Raw genomic sequence first — 18,232 nt, 5'->3', positions numbered from 1 at the left:
ATATAAATGGAGCTCCAGTAGATGTTCATAAAAAACAAATTTTAAATATAACTGGTAAAAATCAAAATAGAGCATCTAATTTACATGTACCAGTAAGTGATTTTAAGTTTTAGAAAAAATGAAAAATAAAGAAAAAAATGTTATTGATATTCTGGAAAAAATAGCTGATTTGAAATTTCAAAAAGATGTATGGTTAGAAGGAAAATATTGGGATAGAGTTTCTAGTTTTGAAGAAGGAGTTAATTCCTTAGAAGACTATGACTTTTTTTCGGATGCTAAACAAGGTAGTATTAAATTCTTTGAGGTAGAAAAACAGAAGATTGATTGTTTTATTGCTAATTTATTAGAGTATGAGGAACAGGATGTTGAAAAAATGTTAAGAGATTCTGTTTGGATTAAGATTACAGAAGAAGCAAGAGAAGTAGTAAAAATTTTAAAAAAACATCAGATAAAATAAAATTTAAAAACTCGTTTAACTAGTGGATTTGTCATAGCCTACAAAAAAGGAACAGTGAATTTAGTTAACAGTCTACGGAAGATTTTCGATTAAAAGAGAAGTAAAACTGTAAGCTGTGAACCGTCCATCGATATTCAATTAAAGTATAAATAACACACCCACTAATCTTTTGGTTAGCGGGTGTGTTATTTTATCGAATAGTTAGCATTAACTTATTACTTAGCAAATGCTTTTTTGTTTTAAAATTTCGGATGTAAGTATTAATGATCTTAAAAATTGTTTTTTTTATTCTAGTTTTAAGCAAAGAAAAGTTGTTTTTGCAGCCGGAAAAATTACTTACCTTTATACAGCCACAGGAGAAAAAGTGCAGAAGAAAGTCACCCAAGGCAGTAGCGTCGTGGTAACGGACTATGTAGATGGTTTCCAATACGTAGATGGAGTATTGAGTTTCTTCCCGACCGCAGAAGGATATTTCAATGCAGAAACACAAAACTAGGTGTATCAATACCGCGATCACCTTGGTAATGTTCGTTTAAGCTATTCGGATACGAATAAAAACGACAAAATCGACGTAGGTGAGATTATTGAGGAAACGAACTATTATCCATTTGGATTGGCGCATCAAGGGTATAATGAGAAGAATAATACGATAGCCCAAAACTATAAGTATCAATATAATGCCAAGGAGTTACAAGATGAGCTTGGATTGAACTTGTATGATTACGGGGCAAGGAACTATGATGCGACTATTGGTCGATGGATGAATGTGGACCCGTTGGCGGAACAGACTCCTAATTGGACACCTTATCGTTATGGATTTAATAATCCAATAAGATATATAGATCCTACGGGAATGTTTGAGGATGATATTTATTATAATGAGCAGGGCAAGGAGATTTATAGAACAATAAATAATGACCCAGATAGAAACTTTGTAATAAAAACTACCCAAACAGCAGATCAAATGTATGGAACTGGTAGTTCGCCACAAAAAGGGACAACACAACCAATAACGACTACTGCCGCTGTTATGACAGAAAGTGAAATTTCTTCTGGAAATTTAACAGGAGAACATATGAAAAATGTTGTTGAAATAAAGAATACGGATAGTATGAAAGCGATGCTAGGATCTATAAAAGACGATGGACTAGGTGGTACAAGTCTTGCAAATAATAGGGAGTATTCAGGTTCATTTGGTAAAAATGGTGTTTATAATACGAAAGAGTCTAAAGCAAATAAACCGACTGATGGAAAACAACTAGTAACAATAGGTGAAAATGATTATCATAGTCATCCAAGTGGTACTGAGGATTTTACTATAAATGGAGAATCTTATGTAGCTAGATGGAAGCAACCACCTTCAAAACAAGATATTACTGTTGCTGGTAGTAGAATACAATATGTACCTGCGATGAGAAATCAAACTATTTACATCTATAATAATAAAGGAGTCATTGCAACTATTCCTATCTCAACATTTAAATGATTTATAAGTCTATGAAAAAAATATATACTTTGGCTTTATCGCTAATTACACTTATGACGTTTACTAAAATGAGAGGACAAAAAATGGGTGATTTATATACTTATATAATTAATGATTGTTATGAAGTATCATTAAAAGAAGGATTTATCTCAAAACAGGATACATTATATTTTACATGTGGCTTTTGTGATTGTAATAATAAGTGCTTTGATTATGAAATAGAACTAGTAAATGATAAAATACAATTTAACTTACCTATAGTTAATAATATTCACTCTAAATCTATTTTTTATCGCTTGTCTAGCCCAGAGATAGATAGACAATATTTAGTATTTTATGTAGGCATTTATGATATGGTCTTTTATGACGATAATAACAAAGAGTTTGTCTATAATGGAACTATTAAGTATGTTTTTAAATACAATAGTAAAATGTCTAAATTTGTGTTTGAATCAAAGATGGAATATGGGTTATAGAAGAGGGTATTTTCAATATTAATACTCCCAATCGCGCGGATTTAACTTTGTTCCCTTCGGCTAAAGCCTCGGGTGCAATCCGTGGGCATAAATAAAAAAAACATAAAACCCGCTGTCTTTCGATTAGCGGGTTTTATATTTTATAAAATAGCTTGAACGTTATTTAGCAAACGCTTGTTTCGTTTTAAAATTTTGAATGTAAGTATCAATGATATGGAATAAGGCTTTATCGTTAATGTGTTTTCGTATTCGTTAACTAAAGTCTATGTATAATCTAAAAGTTAGTTATCTTTAACTTCGGGTAATACCGCTTAAGTTGAGCCGATGAGAATTATAACGACAAGATCGACGTTGGTGAGATCATTGAAGAGACGAACTATTATCCCTTTGGATTGGCGCATCAAGGGTATAACGAGAAGAATAATACGATAGCCCAAAACTATAAGTATCAGTATAATGGAAAAGAGAATCAAGAGGAGTTAGGACTGAACTTGTATGATTACGGAGCAAGGAACTATGATGCGGCTATTGGTCGATGGATGAATGTGGACCCGTTGGCAGAACAGACTCCTAATTGGACCCCGTATCATTATGTGCATAACAATCCAATGAATTTGATTGACCCTACGGGGATGAGTGCGGAAGAATTAGATAATGAGTATAAGGTTAATGTTTTAGGAGGTGTGGCTCAAGAGCCTATAAAAACAGGTAATAATGGAGGGGATTTTGTTGATTATGTAACCTATGTTAATTTAGATACTCCAGCCCCTTATGCGCCAGAGACAACTACTGAAGTTCAGTTTGTTCAATCTACCGAATCAATAGTAACAACGAATATTTCTGCTCTAAATGGCCAAGTAGCCACTATAGAAAGAGGACCTGGATTTAAACATGATATAAAGTTCAAGGCTCAAAGTCAAGGAATAGAAGCAATGGGAATTGATTCTCCGTGTTTTGTTATGGGAGGGGTTACTAAATTTGCTACAAAGGGAAGTTCTATTACGGTTACAGAAAGATTACAACAACATGTAACTAGAGCATCAAAAGAAATTGATGCATTGGGAAATGCAGCATTAACTCCAAAACAGTTGAAAGCGAGTATTGCAAATCCAAATCTTAGAGCTGCGTATAGAGGAAATCGTATTGATGTAAGAGCTAGAAGGATTATTGAGAATGATCCTACATTACAACATTTAAAAAGTAATTATCGTAAAGGTGCTGATTTTGTTGATCCTAAAACTGGACAATGGTGGGATATGACTACCCCAGCACAATGGCAAAAACACGTTGATAAATATGGAAAAGGAGGGACGCTTTTAAGAACAAAGTAAACTATTATGAGTAAAAGTAAATTAATAGAAAGGTGGGAATTAGATGTGAATTTATATTATGCATTTAATCAAATAAATCAATTGTTAACAAAGGGAGGAAAATTGACACTGAAAAGTGTTCCTTTAGACTTAATTGACGGTAAATTGGATGTGAGAGGTTTAAAATTAAATGGAAATATAATCAAGAAATTGGACGTTCAACATGCTGATTTTAGTTTTTCTTCATTTGATAAATGTTGGATTGAAAAATCATCATTTAATAATTGTTATTTTGAAAAGGTTGATTTTTCCCATTTTTCAGATCATAAAAATGTGTTTCATTCTTGTGTGTTTAAAGATTGTAAATTTAATTATACAGCTCTTGGTTATGATGGGACAAAATTTTCTACATGTATATTTGAGAACTGTACGTTTACTAAAGCGATTTTTAGCAGACCAGAATTTGTAGATATAATTTTTAAAAACTGTAGACTGAAGGCTATTGATTTTAATGCATCATCTTTTGAAAACTGCTTTTTTGAAGGAGAACTTAATGACGTTTGGTTTAGAGGAGATTTTCCATTGCAATCAGATTATATGATTTTTGGTAAACCAAAAAAAAATGAAATGAAAAACGTTTCTTTTGAAAAGGCTTATTTTCGTGATTTGACTTTTAGTGATAATTGTGATTTATCGACGGTTAAAATAAAAAATTTTGATAAATATTATAGATTTAATAGGTGGAAAGAAAGGCTTCTGTTTCTGGAATCGAATATTCATAATTGGTCAGAGAAGGAGAAGTATGAAGCGGGTGTTTTTGTAAGTATCTATATGGTTCATGCTCAAAACCAAGACTGGTATATATTTAACATAGAAGATGTTGAAAGAGATTATGGTAAAGAAGTAGCTTTTAAAATTATAAATAAACTTAGTGAATTTTAAACCCGATTGCGCGTAGTGTGCTGTGATGGACAAAAGTTAGAAACGTTGTTCAATGCTTTATATGAGATGATAGTAGGTCTATCGCAATGGTTGTACAAGCGAGGGTTGCAAACCACCTCTCGGTGCTTTGAAAGTAATAGAAAGGTATTGAACGGAAAGAGGAAAAGGCTGTCAAGAATAGTCAGGTGCGAATAAGAGAGATGAACGCAAGTGAACCCGATCGCGCATATTTAACTTCAAGCCGTTCGGCTAAAGCCTCGGGTGCAATTCGTGCGTATAAATAAATAACATGGCCCGTTAGTCTTTAGATTAACGGGTTTTGTTTTATAAAATAGCTTGAGCGTTATTTATCAAACGCTTGTTTGGTTTTAAAATTTTGGTTGTAAGTATTCATGATATGGAATAAGACTTTATAGTTGATGTGTTTTCCTATTCATTAACCAAAGTCTATTTATAATCTAAAAGCTAGTTATCTTTAACTTTGAGTAACACCACCTAAGTTGAGTTGATGCGATTAAAAACGATAAAATAGACGTAGGTGAGATTATTGAGGAAACGAATTATTATCCCTTTGGATTGGCGCATCAAGGGTATAATGAGAAGAATAATACGATAGCCCAAAACTATAAGTATCAATATAATGCCAAGGAGTTACAAGATGAGCTTGGATTGAACTTGTATGATTACGGGGCAAGGAACTATGATGCGACTATTGGTCGATGGATGAATGTGGACCCGTTAGCGGAACAATTTCCAGCTTGGAATCCGTATCATTATGTACACAATAATCCTGTTAATTTGATTGATCCTACGGGGATGGTTGCAAGACGTCCTACAGATTATTTTAATAGTTATGGAGTTTTTGAACGAACTGTAAATGATGGAAGTAATGCCGTGAAAATTTTTGCAGCCGATACAAATAGATATGTTAGTCCCTCTCAACTATCTTCATCAAGAGGTAGTAGTAATGCAGTGTTGAAAATGGCTATGCATTATAGAAAGCAAATGGGAGTGTCTGAAAATTTTAAGCTTGGAGTTGGTCCAAGTGATAAAAATTCAAGTGGTAATCCAGGATTTACTCGCAGCTCAAATAACATAGCATTTATAAATAATAAAGGAGGTTTTTCAACTGCATTAGATGATTCTAATAGTTTTATGAGTGTAATGAGACATGAAAATGAACATCAAATAGAAAATAATGATAGAACTACTAAAAATCTTAAAACGCATACTGATGTTTATTTGTATCAAATGAATGATGATTCGTTTAGAAATAGCCCTGATGATTTTAAAGTAGGAATAATGAAGTCTTTTGGTAATTATTTATTGAATATGGATAAATCTTCTGACTACAGTAATATGGATATTTGGAATGCTATAGATGCTTTTAATGAATTAGGTACTGGAGGTGTGATTAAACAACCAGGAAATTTTGCAAAAGGTACTTTAAGTCTTCAAGGAAGTTATAATAATCAAAAAGTAGAAATTAAATATGAAAAAGTGGAGAATTAGACTAAGCATTTTGTTTGGTTTTATCTTTATGATTACATCTTGTACAAAAAGGGAACTAAAGGATTATTTTGTTAATCATGAAAATGAATATTGGATTGCTTATACTTTTGATAGTTCTGGACCATTGGCAAATCGTTATCAGTTTTATGAGAATAATAAATATGATAGAATTAGGATAAATGAAAATGGAGAGAAAGTTCCACAATATAGTGATGGAGATTTAATATTTGACATTAGAGAATGGAATGTTACTTCTGATAGTATCCTTTCGTGGGATGGACATAAATTTGATATAATAGTGTGTACAGATGAATTTATTCTATTGCTATTTGGTAAAGAGCAAAAACGAATTTTTCTAGTAAAAGATAAATTACTTGAGGATGTAAAAACAAAGCAGTACTACTTTGAAAAAAGACAAAAATATCCAGAAAAATATAAACCAATTTGGGAAGAATAAATAGACCCGATCGCGCGGATTTGCAATCCGTGCGCCTAAATTATAAAAAACTAAAACCCGTTAGTCGAAAGATTAACGGGTTTTGCTTTATAAAATAGATTGAGCGTTATTTAGCAAACGCTTGTTTGGTTTTAAAATTTTGAATGTAGGTATCAATGATATGGAATAAGGCTTTATCGTTAATGTGTTTTCGTATTCGTTAACTAAAGTCTATGTATAATCTAAAAGTTAGTTATCTTTAACTTCGGGTAATACCGCTTAAGTTGAGCCGATGAGAATTATAACGACAAAATAGATGTTGGTGAGATCATTGAAGAGACGAACTATTATCCCTTTGGATTGGCGCATCAAGGGTATAACGAGAAGAATAATACGATAGCCCAAAACTATAAGTATCAGTATAATGGAAAAGAGAATCAAGAGGAGCTGGGATTGAACTTGTATGATTACGGAGCAAGGAACTATGATGCGGCTATTGGTCGATGGATGAATGTGGACCCGTTGGCGGAGAAATATCCAAATATTTCCTTGTATACCTATGTTAATAATAATCCTATGATGTTTATTGATCCTAAAGGAGAAGAAATAGATTTTTCTTGGATATATAGTAAAAACTCTCAAGGAAATTATGTAAATCAAAATTTAGTGGATGCTTTTGAATTTTTTGCTGGATCGGATGAAGGACGTAAATTTTTAGCAGATTATGCTAAAAAAGGTCAAACTATAGGAGGTTATACTTTTAAAGAAAATGGGAAGTATCATAATAAAAAAATGGATTTAGTTTATAAGGCAAACGACAATAGATTTAGAGATGCAGGTGTAGAGTCTGTTATGGAAAATGGACGGTTTGTCAGTACAGTATTCCTGTCTAAAAATGGAGGCTTGACGGAAAGGTATCTAGAAGATATTGCACATGAAAGTTTTATTCATGTACGTTTAGATGGAAAGGATTTTATTAATAATGGTAAGTTAGATTTAAGTAATTTAGATAAAGATTTAATTAAGTACGTGGATGATTATTATAAAACGAGAGATGATAAAAAAGGATATTATCCTCAAAGAGCAAATTTAAAGCAACATTTTCAAGATGAAAGAGATAATTACCTATTAAAAACTTTTTTTGATTCTATGAAAAGTTATTATCAGAAAAAGGGAATTCAAAAGAGTGATGATATAATAAAAAAAGAACTACTAGTAGGACGTCAAATAAGTAATTGAAAAATGTTATGAAAAAAATATTATTGATTCTATTTATTTTAATAAAAAACAATGCTTCACTTGCTCAAGATTGGAGTATTGATTTTAGTTATGAAGTTAGAGATACAATATTTACTTATTATATTGATTCAGACCCTACCATGTTATTGTATAAGGATATTAATAGAACTAGGGATACAAGAGAGTTTAATAAAATTAGAATCACGAAAGAAAGAGCGAAAGAGATTTTTACTGTCATTAAACACATAAAAAATGAAGTTGATGGAGTGAATGATAATTCAGGTTTCCGAGATTATGTAGAATTTTTTATCACTTTGGAGGAAAACGGTATTATTACGGAATTTTCCTTTTTTGACAATCAAGCTATATTATTATTGAATAGATTAATTGAATTGCTAGAAGCGTGTAAAGAGAAGAAACCTATATTCGTTAATTTCATTTATAGTGATGGACCTCCTTTTCCAGATCTTTTAGATGAAAAGTAATCTTGATCGCGCGGATTTAACTTCAAGCTCTTCGGCTAAAGCCCTGAATGTAATCCGTACAGAAATTATAAAAAAGAACCCCGTTAGTTGAACGTTTTATTTTTTATAGAGAATTCCTAAACACTCGTCACTTAACGCCGTCATGTCATTTCGACGAAGAATAAATCGTAGCGAAAATCGTAACGTAGTGAAAATCGGAGCGTAGCGAAAATCGTAACGTAGTGAAAATCGTAACGTAGTGAAGATTCATCGAATACCAAAAAAAATATAAAATAGGTGAGATATATTCATCGAACACTAAAATAAATATTAACTCAGTGAGATAAGAAGACAATCTCATCACGATACATTTTCCGATCACTGTTCACGATTTACAGTATGATGAGAGCGCTGGATGCGACCCCTCCTTCGTCGGGGTGACATGTTGGGTGAAAAATAAAAAATACAAAAAAGCATCCCTCCCTCACTTTTTTCAACGTTCACAGAGAACTCACTACTTGGATCATTAGTAGTACTAGTGGGATTTAGTGTAGAACTTTTTATTTCTTTTCCAAAAGAGTGAGTATTATGTTGCTCAATCCATCACTACCCCCCCTGTAAACCCTTGTGGTTATTGAGAATCTTTTTATGATCCATTAAATCTTCCTTATAGGTTTGCTTTTCCTTCGTTTTGGGTTTGTTCGGTAAAAGGCCCTAAAACCAAGCAAACACAAAGCAAACACCGAACAAACCCAAAAGGAACTGTAAATTTACTTTTGTTAGTATTTTGATTATTTTATGTTTTATTTTGCTGGATAAAAAAGGAAATACACCCCTTTTTTATCCCAAAAATGGAAGAATACGCAAGGGAGTATTGTACAGTTGTTTTTGTTTTTTTAGTATTGCAAGGAGAATAGAAGTGAAGGTAGCTAGGACGCATAATCGCAAAAATTTGTAGTCATCAAGTAAACAGTACACGCATGGTAAAAATAGACAATGGATGAACAGTGAAGGGGTAACCGGCTAGGAGGGAAAATAGGAACTGTTTCTGGAGGTAATAACCCTGTTTTAGATCTAAGTGTAGGTATTAAGGCTATACTAGAAACGATGTCTCACTTAAATAGGTTTAGCTTTTACAATCTTTAATCCCAATCAGGGAGATTTAACTTCGTTAAATTTGGCTAAGCCTCGGGAGCATCACAAATTGTGAAAAATATTTACTAGATACGATATGAATTTTATTAAGGCTATTATAGAAAAACCAGCAATTTCTTTTGAAGAATTAATCACTTGTTGTGAAAGGATTAAATTGAGGGGAGATGTAGTTGTTATTAAATTTGATGGAGAAAGAGATGAGGATGCCTATACCGTTTTTGTGTCTTTTCCAACTAGAGAAAGAGCGATGATTCGCGTAGATGGGAGTGATTTAAAAAAAGCTTTGGTAAAAGTTTTATCTGAGTACATTGGATTAATGTAGTTGTTTTTTAGACGTACAATAGAAGCGTACTATACGCAAAGGAAATTAAACTTTTTTAAACGGAATACTACTAGGTAAACTCTTGTTTTAAATTTTTTAAACCTAATATACAAGTGAAATATAGGAGTATTAGTAAAATAGTTATCTTCAAATTTATTGTTTTATTTAGTTCGATTTTTAAAAATATTGATTAGTTTCTTACTTGTTATTTTGTTTGTTAATTTTTTGTACTCCTTGTCTATGGTGGGAAGTCATCCCTATGCAGAGCAGTATGTTTTAAATGTTTCGGAAGATAAGGTTATAAGTAAAATACAAAACTTGAAACAAGAAAAGGTTTCATTACAAGTACCAGTAGATAGTACATCATTTGGAGGATTAAGTGATGAGACAAAAGGCAATGTGTATTATGTGTATTTTTTATTAGAAGATAGGAAAACTGTCTTATTGTGTTACGTTAAAAGTATAGATGAGTTTACGACCACTTTAGGATTGATATCAGTTGGAGATGGACCTCGATTTTTAAATAACAGGACAATTAATGCACGAAGTTATTTTGTTTTAAGAGATTTAGATGTAAAAGAAAATAAACAAGTTAAGAAAGACTTAGAAGAACAAGTTTTAGATAAATTGAATGTTAAATGGAAAAAAAATAAATGGTGGTATAGTGTCATTAGTTAACGGTTTACCGCAAACGGTTCACGGTTCAATTTGCTCCATGGCACACAATTTCTTTAATCGAGAATTCTAAACTTGACAACGAACAACCCACAACTTCACAAAAAACTGTATTCTTTTAAAGCCAATTTTCTTTTGGGTTTAAATGTGTGGAAAGCACGGCGTAAACATGTATTTCTTTTTTCGTTTCATTTACTTTAAAGTGAATCATGTATTTAAAATCCGGTAAAGGAAGGCAGTGGATATCTTTATAGCGAATTTGAAAATGTGGATTCTGTTGTAAGCTTTTCAAGGTTTCTCTGTACTGTATTAAAAACTTTTTACCCCAACCTTTTCTTTGGGTGTTCAAATAATCTTTAGCATCTCTCAAATCGCTTTTAACATTAGGGTCAGCAATTATGGTGTATACCTGCATTATTCGTTCTCTAATTCGTCTAACATCTCAAAAGCATCCACAGATTTCCCCCCTTCTTTTACACGGTTTAAAACAAGATCTTGATGCGCTTGTGATACCCCCTCCGTATCCTGTTTATGTTTAAACGTTAAAAAATCAATATAGCGTTCTACTTCTTCCAAAAGAGTTTCTGGAAGTTGTTTGAGTTTAGCGTTTACCTGTTTTAGCGTTGTTGTGTTCATAAGTTATAAAGCGAATTATTGTACTTCGTTTTTGTTTTTAAAATATCAAGAAAAGTCTGAATCAAATGCTTTTTCTGAAAATTGTCTAATCAACATATTATCCATTAATAGATAAGGATATAGTAACAAATTTACACTTTTATGAGACTAGTTAAGTAGTAAAATAATAATAATTCATAGTCGCTAAAAATTAGTTAACGGTTTACAGCAAACGGTTTACGATTCAATTTGCTGTATAATACACATTCTCTTTAATTGAGAATTCTAAACTTTAACAACGAACAACCCACAACAACCCACAACGAACAACCCACAACGAACAACCCACAACCTCACAAAAAAGCAAAAAAACCACCCCTACAAAGGGATGGTCTATCTTATTTATGAATATTTTCCGTTAACCGTTAACCGTTAACCGTTAACCGTCAACCGTCAACCAACCTAGCAATCCGCTAAGTTCACGGCTACAGCCAATCCACCTTCTGAGGTTTCTTTGTATTTGTTGTTCATGTCTTTGGCCGTTTCCCACATGGTACTGACTACTTTATCCAAAGGCACTTTTGCATTTTTAGGATCGGTGTCTAGTGCAAGTTCAGCGGCATTGATGGCTTTAATGGCTCCCATGGCATTGCGTTCGATACAAGGAATTTGTACCAATCCACCGATAGGATCACATGTTAGACCCAAGTGGTGTTCCATGGCAATTTCAGCAGCCATCATCACTTGTTCCGGACAACCGCCCATCAATTCACATAGCGCTCCTGCAGCCATGGCACTCGAAACGCCAATCTCTGCCTGGCAACCGCCCATGGCAGCTGAAATGGTGGCTCCTTTTTTGAAGATGCTCCCTATTTCACCAGCAACCATTAAAAATTGTTTGATTTCTTTTTCTCCTGCTTTGTGGTTCTCGATTACGAGATAGTACATCAATACTGCCGGAATAACGCCCGCACTACCATTGGTGGGTGCAGTAACTACACGCCCCAAAGAAGCATTAACTTCATTTACCGCTAAGGCAAAACAACTTACCCATTTTAAGATCTGGCGGAAGTACACTTTTGTTTTGCGAATCGTACCTAACCATTCTTGTGGATTTGAATACGGTAAGTCACTTTTTAAATTACTGTGAGAATCATACGCACGTCTTCTTACGTTCAGACCTCCAGGTAAAACCCCTTCTGTATGACAACCGATGTACATACACTCCAACATGGTATTCCATACGCGCATTAATTCGCGGTGGATCTCCTCTTCGGTGCGCAGTGATTTTTCATTTTCGTATACAATTTCCGAAACTTTTTTGTTTTGCTCTTTACAATAGGCAATCAGTTCTGTGGCTTTGTCTATTGGGTAAGGAAAACTCGCTTTTATTTCGTCGTTTTCAACATTTTCTGCACTTTCTTCCTTTACAACGAATCCACCTCCAATAGAGTAAAAGGTAGAGCTATACGTCTCTTCTGATTGCGTTTGAACCGTAAAAGTCATTCCATTGGCATGAAAAGGCAAAAAGTTTCTATTGAACACAATATGAACTTTAGGATCAAACGTAATTGGTAATTCAGCCCCTAGAAGTAAGGATTTTGAGGTATTGATTTCGGTTATAATAGAACCGATATTTTCTACGGGAACGTATTCTGGATCTGCACCGCTTAACCCTAGCATCACGGCTAAGTCTGTGGCGTGTCCAACGCCAGTAAGAGAAAGCGAACCAAATAAATCTACGGTAAGACTTTGCACTTGGTTAAATAGTTGACGTTCTTTTAGTTCTTTCAAGAAAAGCTCTGCGGCTCTCCAAGGACCTAATGTGTGTGAGCTCGAAGGTCCAACGCCAATCTTGAGCATATCAAAAACAGATATACATTCCATAATGTTGCATGATTTAATCGTTACGAAGATAAGTAAAAACTGTGGAGTCGCAAATGCAGAGCAGGGATTTAACGTATAGGTTGTTTAAAGTTTTATCGCTGAGAATACACAATAGAATTAGAAGAAAATAAAGGGGAAATTGAATAATAGCTAAGACTATTGGCATAAAAAATAAGAATACTAGGGGGAAAGCTGTCAGGAAAGCTGACGAAAGGATAGGGAAATAGAAGTCGGATGACGCGTTAAGTGACAAAGTGACATTCTGTAAAGGTGATTTTTACAAAAATCAAGTCAGAAATGGCAAAGATGCTTCTTGGCACAAAGATTGACTAATAGTAAGCGAGCCTGAGGCTCAAAAAACGAATAAGGAAAATTAAGTATAAAAGATAAACGATAAACATATTATGAGTAAAATAATTGGTATTGACTTAGGAACTACGAACTCATGTGTTTCTGTAATGGAAGGTAACGAGCCAGTAGTAATCACGAATGCAGAAGGAAAAAGAACAACACCTTCAGTTGTGGCATTTGTGGAAGGAGGAGAAATTAAAGTTGGTGACCCTGCAAAACGTCAGGCCGTAACTAACCCTACAAAAACAGTAGCGTCTATCAAGCGATTTATGGGTGAGAAATTCAGCCAAATTCCAAGTGAGATTACAGCTGTACCTTACAGTGTAGTAAAAGGAGATAACGATACCCCTCGCGTTGATATTGACGGACGTTTATACACACCGCAAGAAATTTCTGCAATGACTTTACAAAAAATGAAGAAAACAGCAGAAGATTTCTTAGGACAAGAAGTAACAGAAGCTGTAATTACAGTGCCCGCTTATTTTAATGACGCACAACGTCAAGCAACAAAAGAAGCAGGTGAAATTGCAGGATTAAAAGTAAGACGTATTATTAACGAGCCTACAGCGGCTGCATTAGCATACGGATTAGACAAAACAGGAAAAGATCAAAAAGTAGTAGTATACGATTTAGGAGGAGGTACATTTGATATTTCAATCTTAGAATTGGGAGATGGAGTATTTGAAGTATTATCTACAAATGGAGATACACACTTAGGAGGAGATGACTTTGACAACGTAATCATCAACTGGTTAGCAGAAGAGTTTAACAGTGCAGAAGGGGTAGATTTACGCAAAGATGCCATGGCATTACAACGTCTAAAAGAAGCAGCTGAAAAAGCAAAAGTTGAGTTGTCTTCTGCAACACAAACAGAAATTAACTTACCGTATATCACAGCTACGGCTTCAGGACCGAAACACTTAGTACAAACGTTGACAAAAGCTAAATTTGAGCAATTGTCTGATGATTTAGTGCGTCGTTCTATGATTCCTTGTGAAAAAGCATTGAAAGATGCTGGATTGTCAAAATCAGATATTGATGAGGTAATCTTAGTAGGAGGATCTACACGTATCCCAAGAATTCAAGAAGAAGTAGAAAAGTTCTTCGGTAAAAAACCACACAAAGGAGTGAATCCAGATGAGGTAGTTGCAATTGGAGCTGCTATTCAAGGTGGGGTATTAACAGGAGATGTAAAAGACGTATTGTTATTAGACGTTACACCACTTTCTTTAGGAATTGAAACAATGGGTGGAGTATTGACGAAATTAATTGAAGCAAATACAACAATCCCAACAAAGAAATCGCAAGTATTCTCTACTGCGGCGGATAACCAACCATCTGTTGAAATCCACGTATTACAAGGAGAAAGACCGATGGCAACTGACAACAAAACAATTGGTCGTTTCCACTTAGATGGTATTCCACCTGCACAAAGAGGAGTGCCTCAAATTGAAGTAACATTCGATATTGATGCCAACGGAATTATCAAAGTTTCTGCTACAGATAAAGGAACTGGAAAATCACATGATATTCGCATTGAAGCTTCATCAGGATTGACAGAAGAAGAAATCGAAAGAATGAAAAAAGAAGCGGAAGCCAATGCGGATGCAGATAAAAGAGCAAAAGAATCAGTAGATAAAATCAATGAGGCAGATGCTATGATTTTCCAAACAGACAAGCAATTAAGCGAGTTTGGTGATAAGCTATCAGCAGCTAATAAAACGGCGATTGAAGGTGCTTTAGAGGAGTTGAAAAAAGCGTACGAAACAAAAGACGTTGCTACTATTACTCCTGCTTTAGACAAAATCAATGAGGCTTGGAAAGCAGCTTCTGAAGAGATGTATAAAGCACAAGGAGAGTCTCAACAAGGAGGTGCACAAGAAGCTCAACCAAACCAAGGAAGTGGAGATGCTGAAGGTCCTCAAGATGTAGAGTACGAAGAAGTAAAATAAGAACCCTAAAGTTTTTATAGTTATAATGGAAAACCGAGTCATTCAATGGCTCGGTTTTTTTTGTACTTTAGAGTATTAATATGATAAACAGATGCCTTTAATAGTTCCTATACTACTCGTTACACTAACACAAATTTTAGGTTATATCTATCTTGACAAAAAGGGATGGGGAGAATGGAAATGGTTGTTATTTGTTTTTTTTTCTGTAGTCTACTTTTTTGTAATTATGCCCTTGTATATGCCGAATTACGATGAAATGGAAATCAAATGTGCAATGCCTACTTTGGGAGTATTTCTAGCCATTTTATTTATTGGAGTAGGTGGATTAGTTTTCACCCATCTAAGTTATATATTGAGTCGTTTTATATGGAAAAAATTTGTTACTCCATACAAGCTTGATGAAAAATAGTCAAACAACAATCCATTTCTTCCAAAGTTAGATGCGCAAAACCAAGGCGTATTCCCGTAAGGTTTTTGCTTTGATACAAGAGTGTAGTCGGAATATACAAATCATGGAGCAGGCATAAGGTGCGTACCCGCATTAAGTTTACAGGGGTGTTGAAGGTAACCCAAATTGCCAAATCGCCTTCGGGAATCGTAAATTGAATTTGATCGCCAAACAATTGCTGTAGCAGATGACAAAAATAATCCCTTCTCTCTTTGTAAATCTTGTTTACTTTGACCTGATGGCGAAATAAAATCCCCTCTTCGATGAGTTCTGTTAAGGCATGAGTGGTGAAGTGATTTTTGTTTTCCTCTACCAATGCTTTGTGTTTTTCCAACTCGTTAATTAGATTTTCTGGCGCGAGAATGACACCCGTAGTAAAGTCTGAAGCGATGGATTTTCCGATGGAACTCAAGTAAATCACTCGACCAGTAGCATCACTGCTTACCAATGGGAGCGGTGGATTGCTGTTATAGTGAAAATCAAAATTCGAATCGTCTTCCAATAGAATAAAATTATACTGTTGTGCCAATTGAAGTAATTTCATCCGTTGTTGAATACCTAACGTCAGAGTTGTCGGGTATTGATGATTGACCATGACATAGAACAAGCGAATAGGTGTTTGCTGGCATATCCTTTCTAAGGCGTGTAAATCAAGGCCTTCCTGGTTGATCGGAATGGCGTGTAAATGAGCGCCAGTTTGCTGTAAAATGGCATTACTTCTATAGTCGCTATAGGCAGCGATGGCCACGTGATCTCCTGTTTGTAAAAGCAATTTGACACAGAGGTATAACGCTGTAGTGGTACTTTGCGCAATTAGGAGGTTAGCGGGTTTGGCCTGAATATTTCGCGTGACATTTAAATAATTAACAACCTGTTTTGCATAGGAAATTTGCTGCTTGGGGTTATGTGGATCAAAATATTTGAAGTGCTGTTTTCGCTTGAGATTGGCGCTGAAAATCGCAGCTAATTCTTCTTGTAAGCCCAAGCGGATGTCAGAAGTGCCATCTGTAAAGAAATAGGTACAGCTGTGCTGATGATTCGGTAAATCCAAGCGATTGTCCACCTGAAAATCATAAGCTGTAACAGCTGAAAAAGCGTTGGATTTGGTTTGAACTTGATTCTTTTTTTGTTGAACATAAGTCCCTTGATTGGGGTAGCTCACTAACCATCCCTGGGTGGTGAGTTCGTCAAAAGCAGCAATGATGGTATTGCGATTGACTGCTAAAAGCTCCGCTAATTTTCGACTACCTGGTAATTTGGTGTCAATCGGAATAATATTGCGCTGAATCGCATTGCTAAATTGATTGGCAATTTGCATGTAAACAGGCGTAGATGAAGTTTTGTCTATCTGTATTAAGCGATTGTACGGTATTTTTAGCGATTGTGTCATGATGCTTAACTCCAAAAATCGAGGGAGACAAAAATAAGAATTATCTATCGATTATATGTTGTGCTTGTAGGAGGTTTTCTACATTGAACGTATAACAGTATTGAGGTACACTTCTAGCACCAAAACTCTCTTTCCAATATAACAATCCTTTGTTTAGCTGCTTAGGGCTTAAATGACTACTGCCAAAGTCAAAATAGCGAACTTGATCTCGATACTGTTGGATCAAAGTGTAAATTAAGAAATCTAAAGCTCCTTTGTTGTTGTCTTCTTCTCTTCCTGCAATATATTGTAGATGAACAACATGAGGATGAATAAAAAGAGTTGTTCCACCAACAAGTACGCCTTCGGCATTGTATACGTTCATTTGTTTTATTGATTTTGGAAAAGCGTGCATTAACTTTTCTATTTCCTCAACAGTATGTACTGGATTGGTTTGATAGCGCTGTTGTAGTCGGGGGATTAGTATTTCTTGCCAAAATGAAATAGGTGTAGGCGCTTCTTGAATGCGATATCCGTTTTTTAGGCCCTTTTGAATCATGCGCCTGCGGTTACTGTTTAAGGCAACCGGGGTTGTTAAATCAAGCGTGGAGAGGAGTTGCACCTGTTGAACTGCTTGTAAGATATTGGCCACATAGGGAACTAGACAACTTTGGGTGTGTTGATAAATATGAGGAATATCGTTGAGAACAATGCGCTCAATCTGATGTTGTTTACAATGTTGCGCAAGGATTTCTAGCAGTGATAAAAAGGTAGCTGTTGTCAGTGAAGCAGAATGAATCATTCCGCCATAGCTTAACCCCAGGTGACTACACAGCGTATTATCCTTTTCATGGGCTGGAAATAAGGCAACTAAGCAGTCGTTTTCATAGAATAAAAGCGAATGATCAGCAAAGCGATCACGGTGATAATCCACAAAATTGCGATGAAACAAAAAACTTGAATTATTCGCATGTGCTAAGAAGCCATTCCACTCGTCTTGATGGTCTGAATTGTAACGGATTACTTTCAACGGACAAATTATTTTAGGGATAACAGTGTAATAATAGGGAGATAAAATCGATTTTTGAAATTTTACAGTAAAATAAGATGTTAAAAAAAGTTTTTTTTGAGGGTTT

At 34.7% G+C, this 18,232-nt stretch carries 19 protein-coding genes; 14 read left to right on the top strand and 5 right to left on the bottom strand.

Annotated features, from left to right (window positions below):
- Positions 1-118: 118 nt before the first annotated feature.
- The 12 genes from FBR08_RS01475 (at position 119) to FBR08_RS01425 (ending at position 10,477) form a co-directional block, all read left to right on the top strand.
- Positions 119-457, top strand: coding sequence for a hypothetical protein (locus tag FBR08_RS01475; RefSeq protein WP_158960981.1), 339 nt, complete (start codon positions 119-121; stop codon positions 455-457).
- 364 nt (positions 458-821) lie between these two features.
- A complete protein-coding gene (locus FBR08_RS17050) occupies positions 822-953 on the top strand; it encodes a hypothetical protein (protein ID WP_262885172.1) in 132 nt (43 codons plus the stop codon).
- Entirely contained in the window at positions 954-1,943 is a 990-nt protein-coding gene (locus FBR08_RS01470; RefSeq protein WP_158960979.1) for an RHS repeat-associated core domain-containing protein, read from the top strand. It begins immediately after the preceding gene.
- A gap of 11 nt (positions 1,944-1,954) precedes the next feature.
- Positions 1,955-2,419, top strand: a complete 465-nt coding sequence (locus tag FBR08_RS01465; RefSeq protein WP_158960977.1) for a hypothetical protein — start codon at positions 1,955-1,957, stop codon at positions 2,417-2,419.
- A gap of 344 nt (positions 2,420-2,763) precedes the next feature.
- Positions 2,764-3,750 (top strand): RHS repeat-associated core domain-containing protein, encoded by a 987-nt coding sequence (locus FBR08_RS01460; RefSeq protein WP_158964127.1) that lies wholly within the window; start codon positions 2,764-2,766, stop codon positions 3,748-3,750.
- Positions 3,751-3,756: 6 nt separating this feature from the next.
- Positions 3,757-4,671 (top strand): pentapeptide repeat-containing protein, encoded by a 915-nt coding sequence (locus tag FBR08_RS01455; protein ID WP_158960975.1) that lies wholly within the window; start codon positions 3,757-3,759, stop codon positions 4,669-4,671.
- 576 nt (positions 4,672-5,247) lie between these two features.
- Positions 5,248-6,183, top strand: coding sequence for an RHS repeat-associated core domain-containing protein (locus FBR08_RS01450; RefSeq protein ID WP_158960973.1), 936 nt, complete (start codon positions 5,248-5,250; stop codon positions 6,181-6,183).
- Complete coding sequence (locus tag FBR08_RS01445) at positions 6,164-6,640, top strand: hypothetical protein (RefSeq protein WP_158960971.1); 477 nt, start codon at positions 6,164-6,166, stop codon at positions 6,638-6,640. Before FBR08_RS01450 ends, FBR08_RS01445 begins: the two co-directional genes overlap by 20 nt.
- 291 nt (positions 6,641-6,931) lie before the next feature.
- Positions 6,932-7,858 (top strand): RHS repeat domain-containing protein, encoded by a 927-nt coding sequence (locus FBR08_RS17075; RefSeq protein WP_158964125.1) that lies wholly within the window; start codon positions 6,932-6,934, stop codon positions 7,856-7,858.
- 8 nt (positions 7,859-7,866) lie between these two features.
- On the top strand, positions 7,867-8,343 hold the full coding sequence (locus tag FBR08_RS01435; protein ID WP_158960969.1) for a hypothetical protein: 477 nt from the start codon (positions 7,867-7,869) through the stop codon (positions 8,341-8,343).
- Positions 8,344-9,553: 1,210 nt separating this feature from the next.
- Positions 9,554-9,799 carry a hypothetical protein gene (locus FBR08_RS01430; protein WP_158960967.1) on the top strand — a complete coding sequence of 82 codons (246 nt, stop codon included), beginning with the start codon at positions 9,554-9,556 and terminating at the stop codon, positions 9,797-9,799.
- A gap of 240 nt (positions 9,800-10,039) precedes the next feature.
- Positions 10,040-10,477, top strand: a complete 438-nt coding sequence (locus FBR08_RS01425; RefSeq protein WP_158960965.1) for a hypothetical protein — start codon at positions 10,040-10,042, stop codon at positions 10,475-10,477.
- Between the two features lie 115 nt (positions 10,478-10,592).
- Here FBR08_RS01425 and FBR08_RS01420 read toward each other — a convergent pair whose 3' ends face one another.
- The 3 genes from FBR08_RS01420 to FBR08_RS01410 form a co-directional block, all read right to left on the bottom strand.
- Positions 10,593-10,844: a hypothetical protein gene (locus FBR08_RS01420; RefSeq protein WP_158960963.1), complete on the bottom strand. Its 252-nt coding sequence runs from the start codon at positions 10,842-10,844 to the stop codon at positions 10,593-10,595.
- Between the two features lie 44 nt (positions 10,845-10,888).
- Entirely contained in the window at positions 10,889-11,110 is a 222-nt protein-coding gene (locus tag FBR08_RS01415) for a hypothetical protein (protein WP_158960961.1), read from the bottom strand.
- A 441-nt stretch (positions 11,111-11,551) separates the two neighbouring features.
- Positions 11,552-12,976 (bottom strand): L-serine ammonia-lyase, encoded by a 1,425-nt coding sequence (locus FBR08_RS01410; RefSeq protein ID WP_158960959.1) that lies wholly within the window; start codon positions 12,974-12,976, stop codon positions 11,552-11,554.
- Positions 12,977-13,380: 404 nt separating this feature from the next.
- On the opposite strand from FBR08_RS01410, the gene dnaK reads away from it, so the two are divergent.
- A complete protein-coding gene (gene dnaK, locus FBR08_RS01405) occupies positions 13,381-15,279 on the top strand; it encodes a molecular chaperone DnaK (RefSeq protein ID WP_158960957.1) in 1,899 nt (632 codons plus the stop codon).
- Between the two features lie 91 nt (positions 15,280-15,370).
- Entirely contained in the window at positions 15,371-15,688 is a 318-nt protein-coding gene (locus tag FBR08_RS01400; RefSeq protein ID WP_158960955.1) for a hypothetical protein, read from the top strand.
- Here the strand turns inward: FBR08_RS01400 and FBR08_RS01395 are convergent.
- Entirely contained in the window at positions 15,660-17,117 is a 1,458-nt protein-coding gene (locus FBR08_RS01395) for an aminotransferase-like domain-containing protein (protein ID WP_158960953.1), read from the bottom strand. The genes FBR08_RS01400 and FBR08_RS01395 overlap by 29 nt on opposite strands.
- 40 nt (positions 17,118-17,157) lie before the next feature.
- Positions 17,158-18,126 carry a GNAT family N-acetyltransferase gene (locus FBR08_RS01390; protein WP_233266190.1) on the bottom strand — a complete coding sequence of 323 codons (969 nt, stop codon included), beginning with the start codon at positions 18,124-18,126 and terminating at the stop codon, positions 17,158-17,160.
- Positions 18,127-18,232: the final 106 nt, after the last annotated feature.

Origin of the sequence: Myroides fluvii, from assembly GCF_009792295.1 — a bacterium.
Lineage (GTDB): Bacteria > Bacteroidota > Bacteroidia > Flavobacteriales > Flavobacteriaceae > Flavobacterium > Flavobacterium fluvii_A.
Note: the sequence above shows the minus strand (reverse complement) of the source record. Positions and strands in the feature narration are given on the sequence as shown.

Bases quoted from the DNA above. Each gene is read 5' to 3' on its own strand.
- FBR08_RS01475 (WP_158960981.1), top strand. From the start codon at position 119: ATGAAAAATAAAGAAAAAAATGTTATTGATATTCTGGAAAAAATAGCT.
- FBR08_RS01465 (WP_158960977.1), top strand. From the start codon at position 1,955: ATGAAAAAAATATATACTTTGGCTTTATCGCTAATTACACTTATGACG.
- FBR08_RS01455 (WP_158960975.1), top strand. From the start codon at position 3,757: ATGAGTAAAAGTAAATTAATAGAAAGGTGGGAATTAGATGTGAATTTA.
- FBR08_RS01445 (WP_158960971.1), top strand. From the start codon at position 6,164: ATGAAAAAGTGGAGAATTAGACTAAGCATTTTGTTTGGTTTTATCTTT.
- FBR08_RS01435 (WP_158960969.1), top strand. From the start codon at position 7,867: ATGAAAAAAATATTATTGATTCTATTTATTTTAATAAAAAACAATGCT.
- FBR08_RS01430 (WP_158960967.1), top strand. From the start codon at position 9,554: ATGAATTTTATTAAGGCTATTATAGAAAAACCAGCAATTTCTTTTGAA.
- FBR08_RS01425 (WP_158960965.1), top strand. From the start codon at position 10,040: ATGGTGGGAAGTCATCCCTATGCAGAGCAGTATGTTTTAAATGTTTCG.
- FBR08_RS01415 (WP_158960961.1), bottom strand. From the start codon at position 11,110: ATGAACACAACAACGCTAAAACAGGTAAACGCTAAACTCAAACAACTT.
- FBR08_RS01410 (WP_158960959.1), bottom strand. From the start codon at position 12,976: ATGGAATGTATATCTGTTTTTGATATGCTCAAGATTGGCGTTGGACCT.
- dnaK (WP_158960957.1), top strand. From the start codon at position 13,381: ATGAGTAAAATAATTGGTATTGACTTAGGAACTACGAACTCATGTGTT.
- FBR08_RS01400 (WP_158960955.1), top strand. From the start codon at position 15,371: ATGCCTTTAATAGTTCCTATACTACTCGTTACACTAACACAAATTTTA.
- FBR08_RS01395 (WP_158960953.1), bottom strand. From the start codon at position 17,117: ATGACACAATCGCTAAAAATACCGTACAATCGCTTAATACAGATAGAC.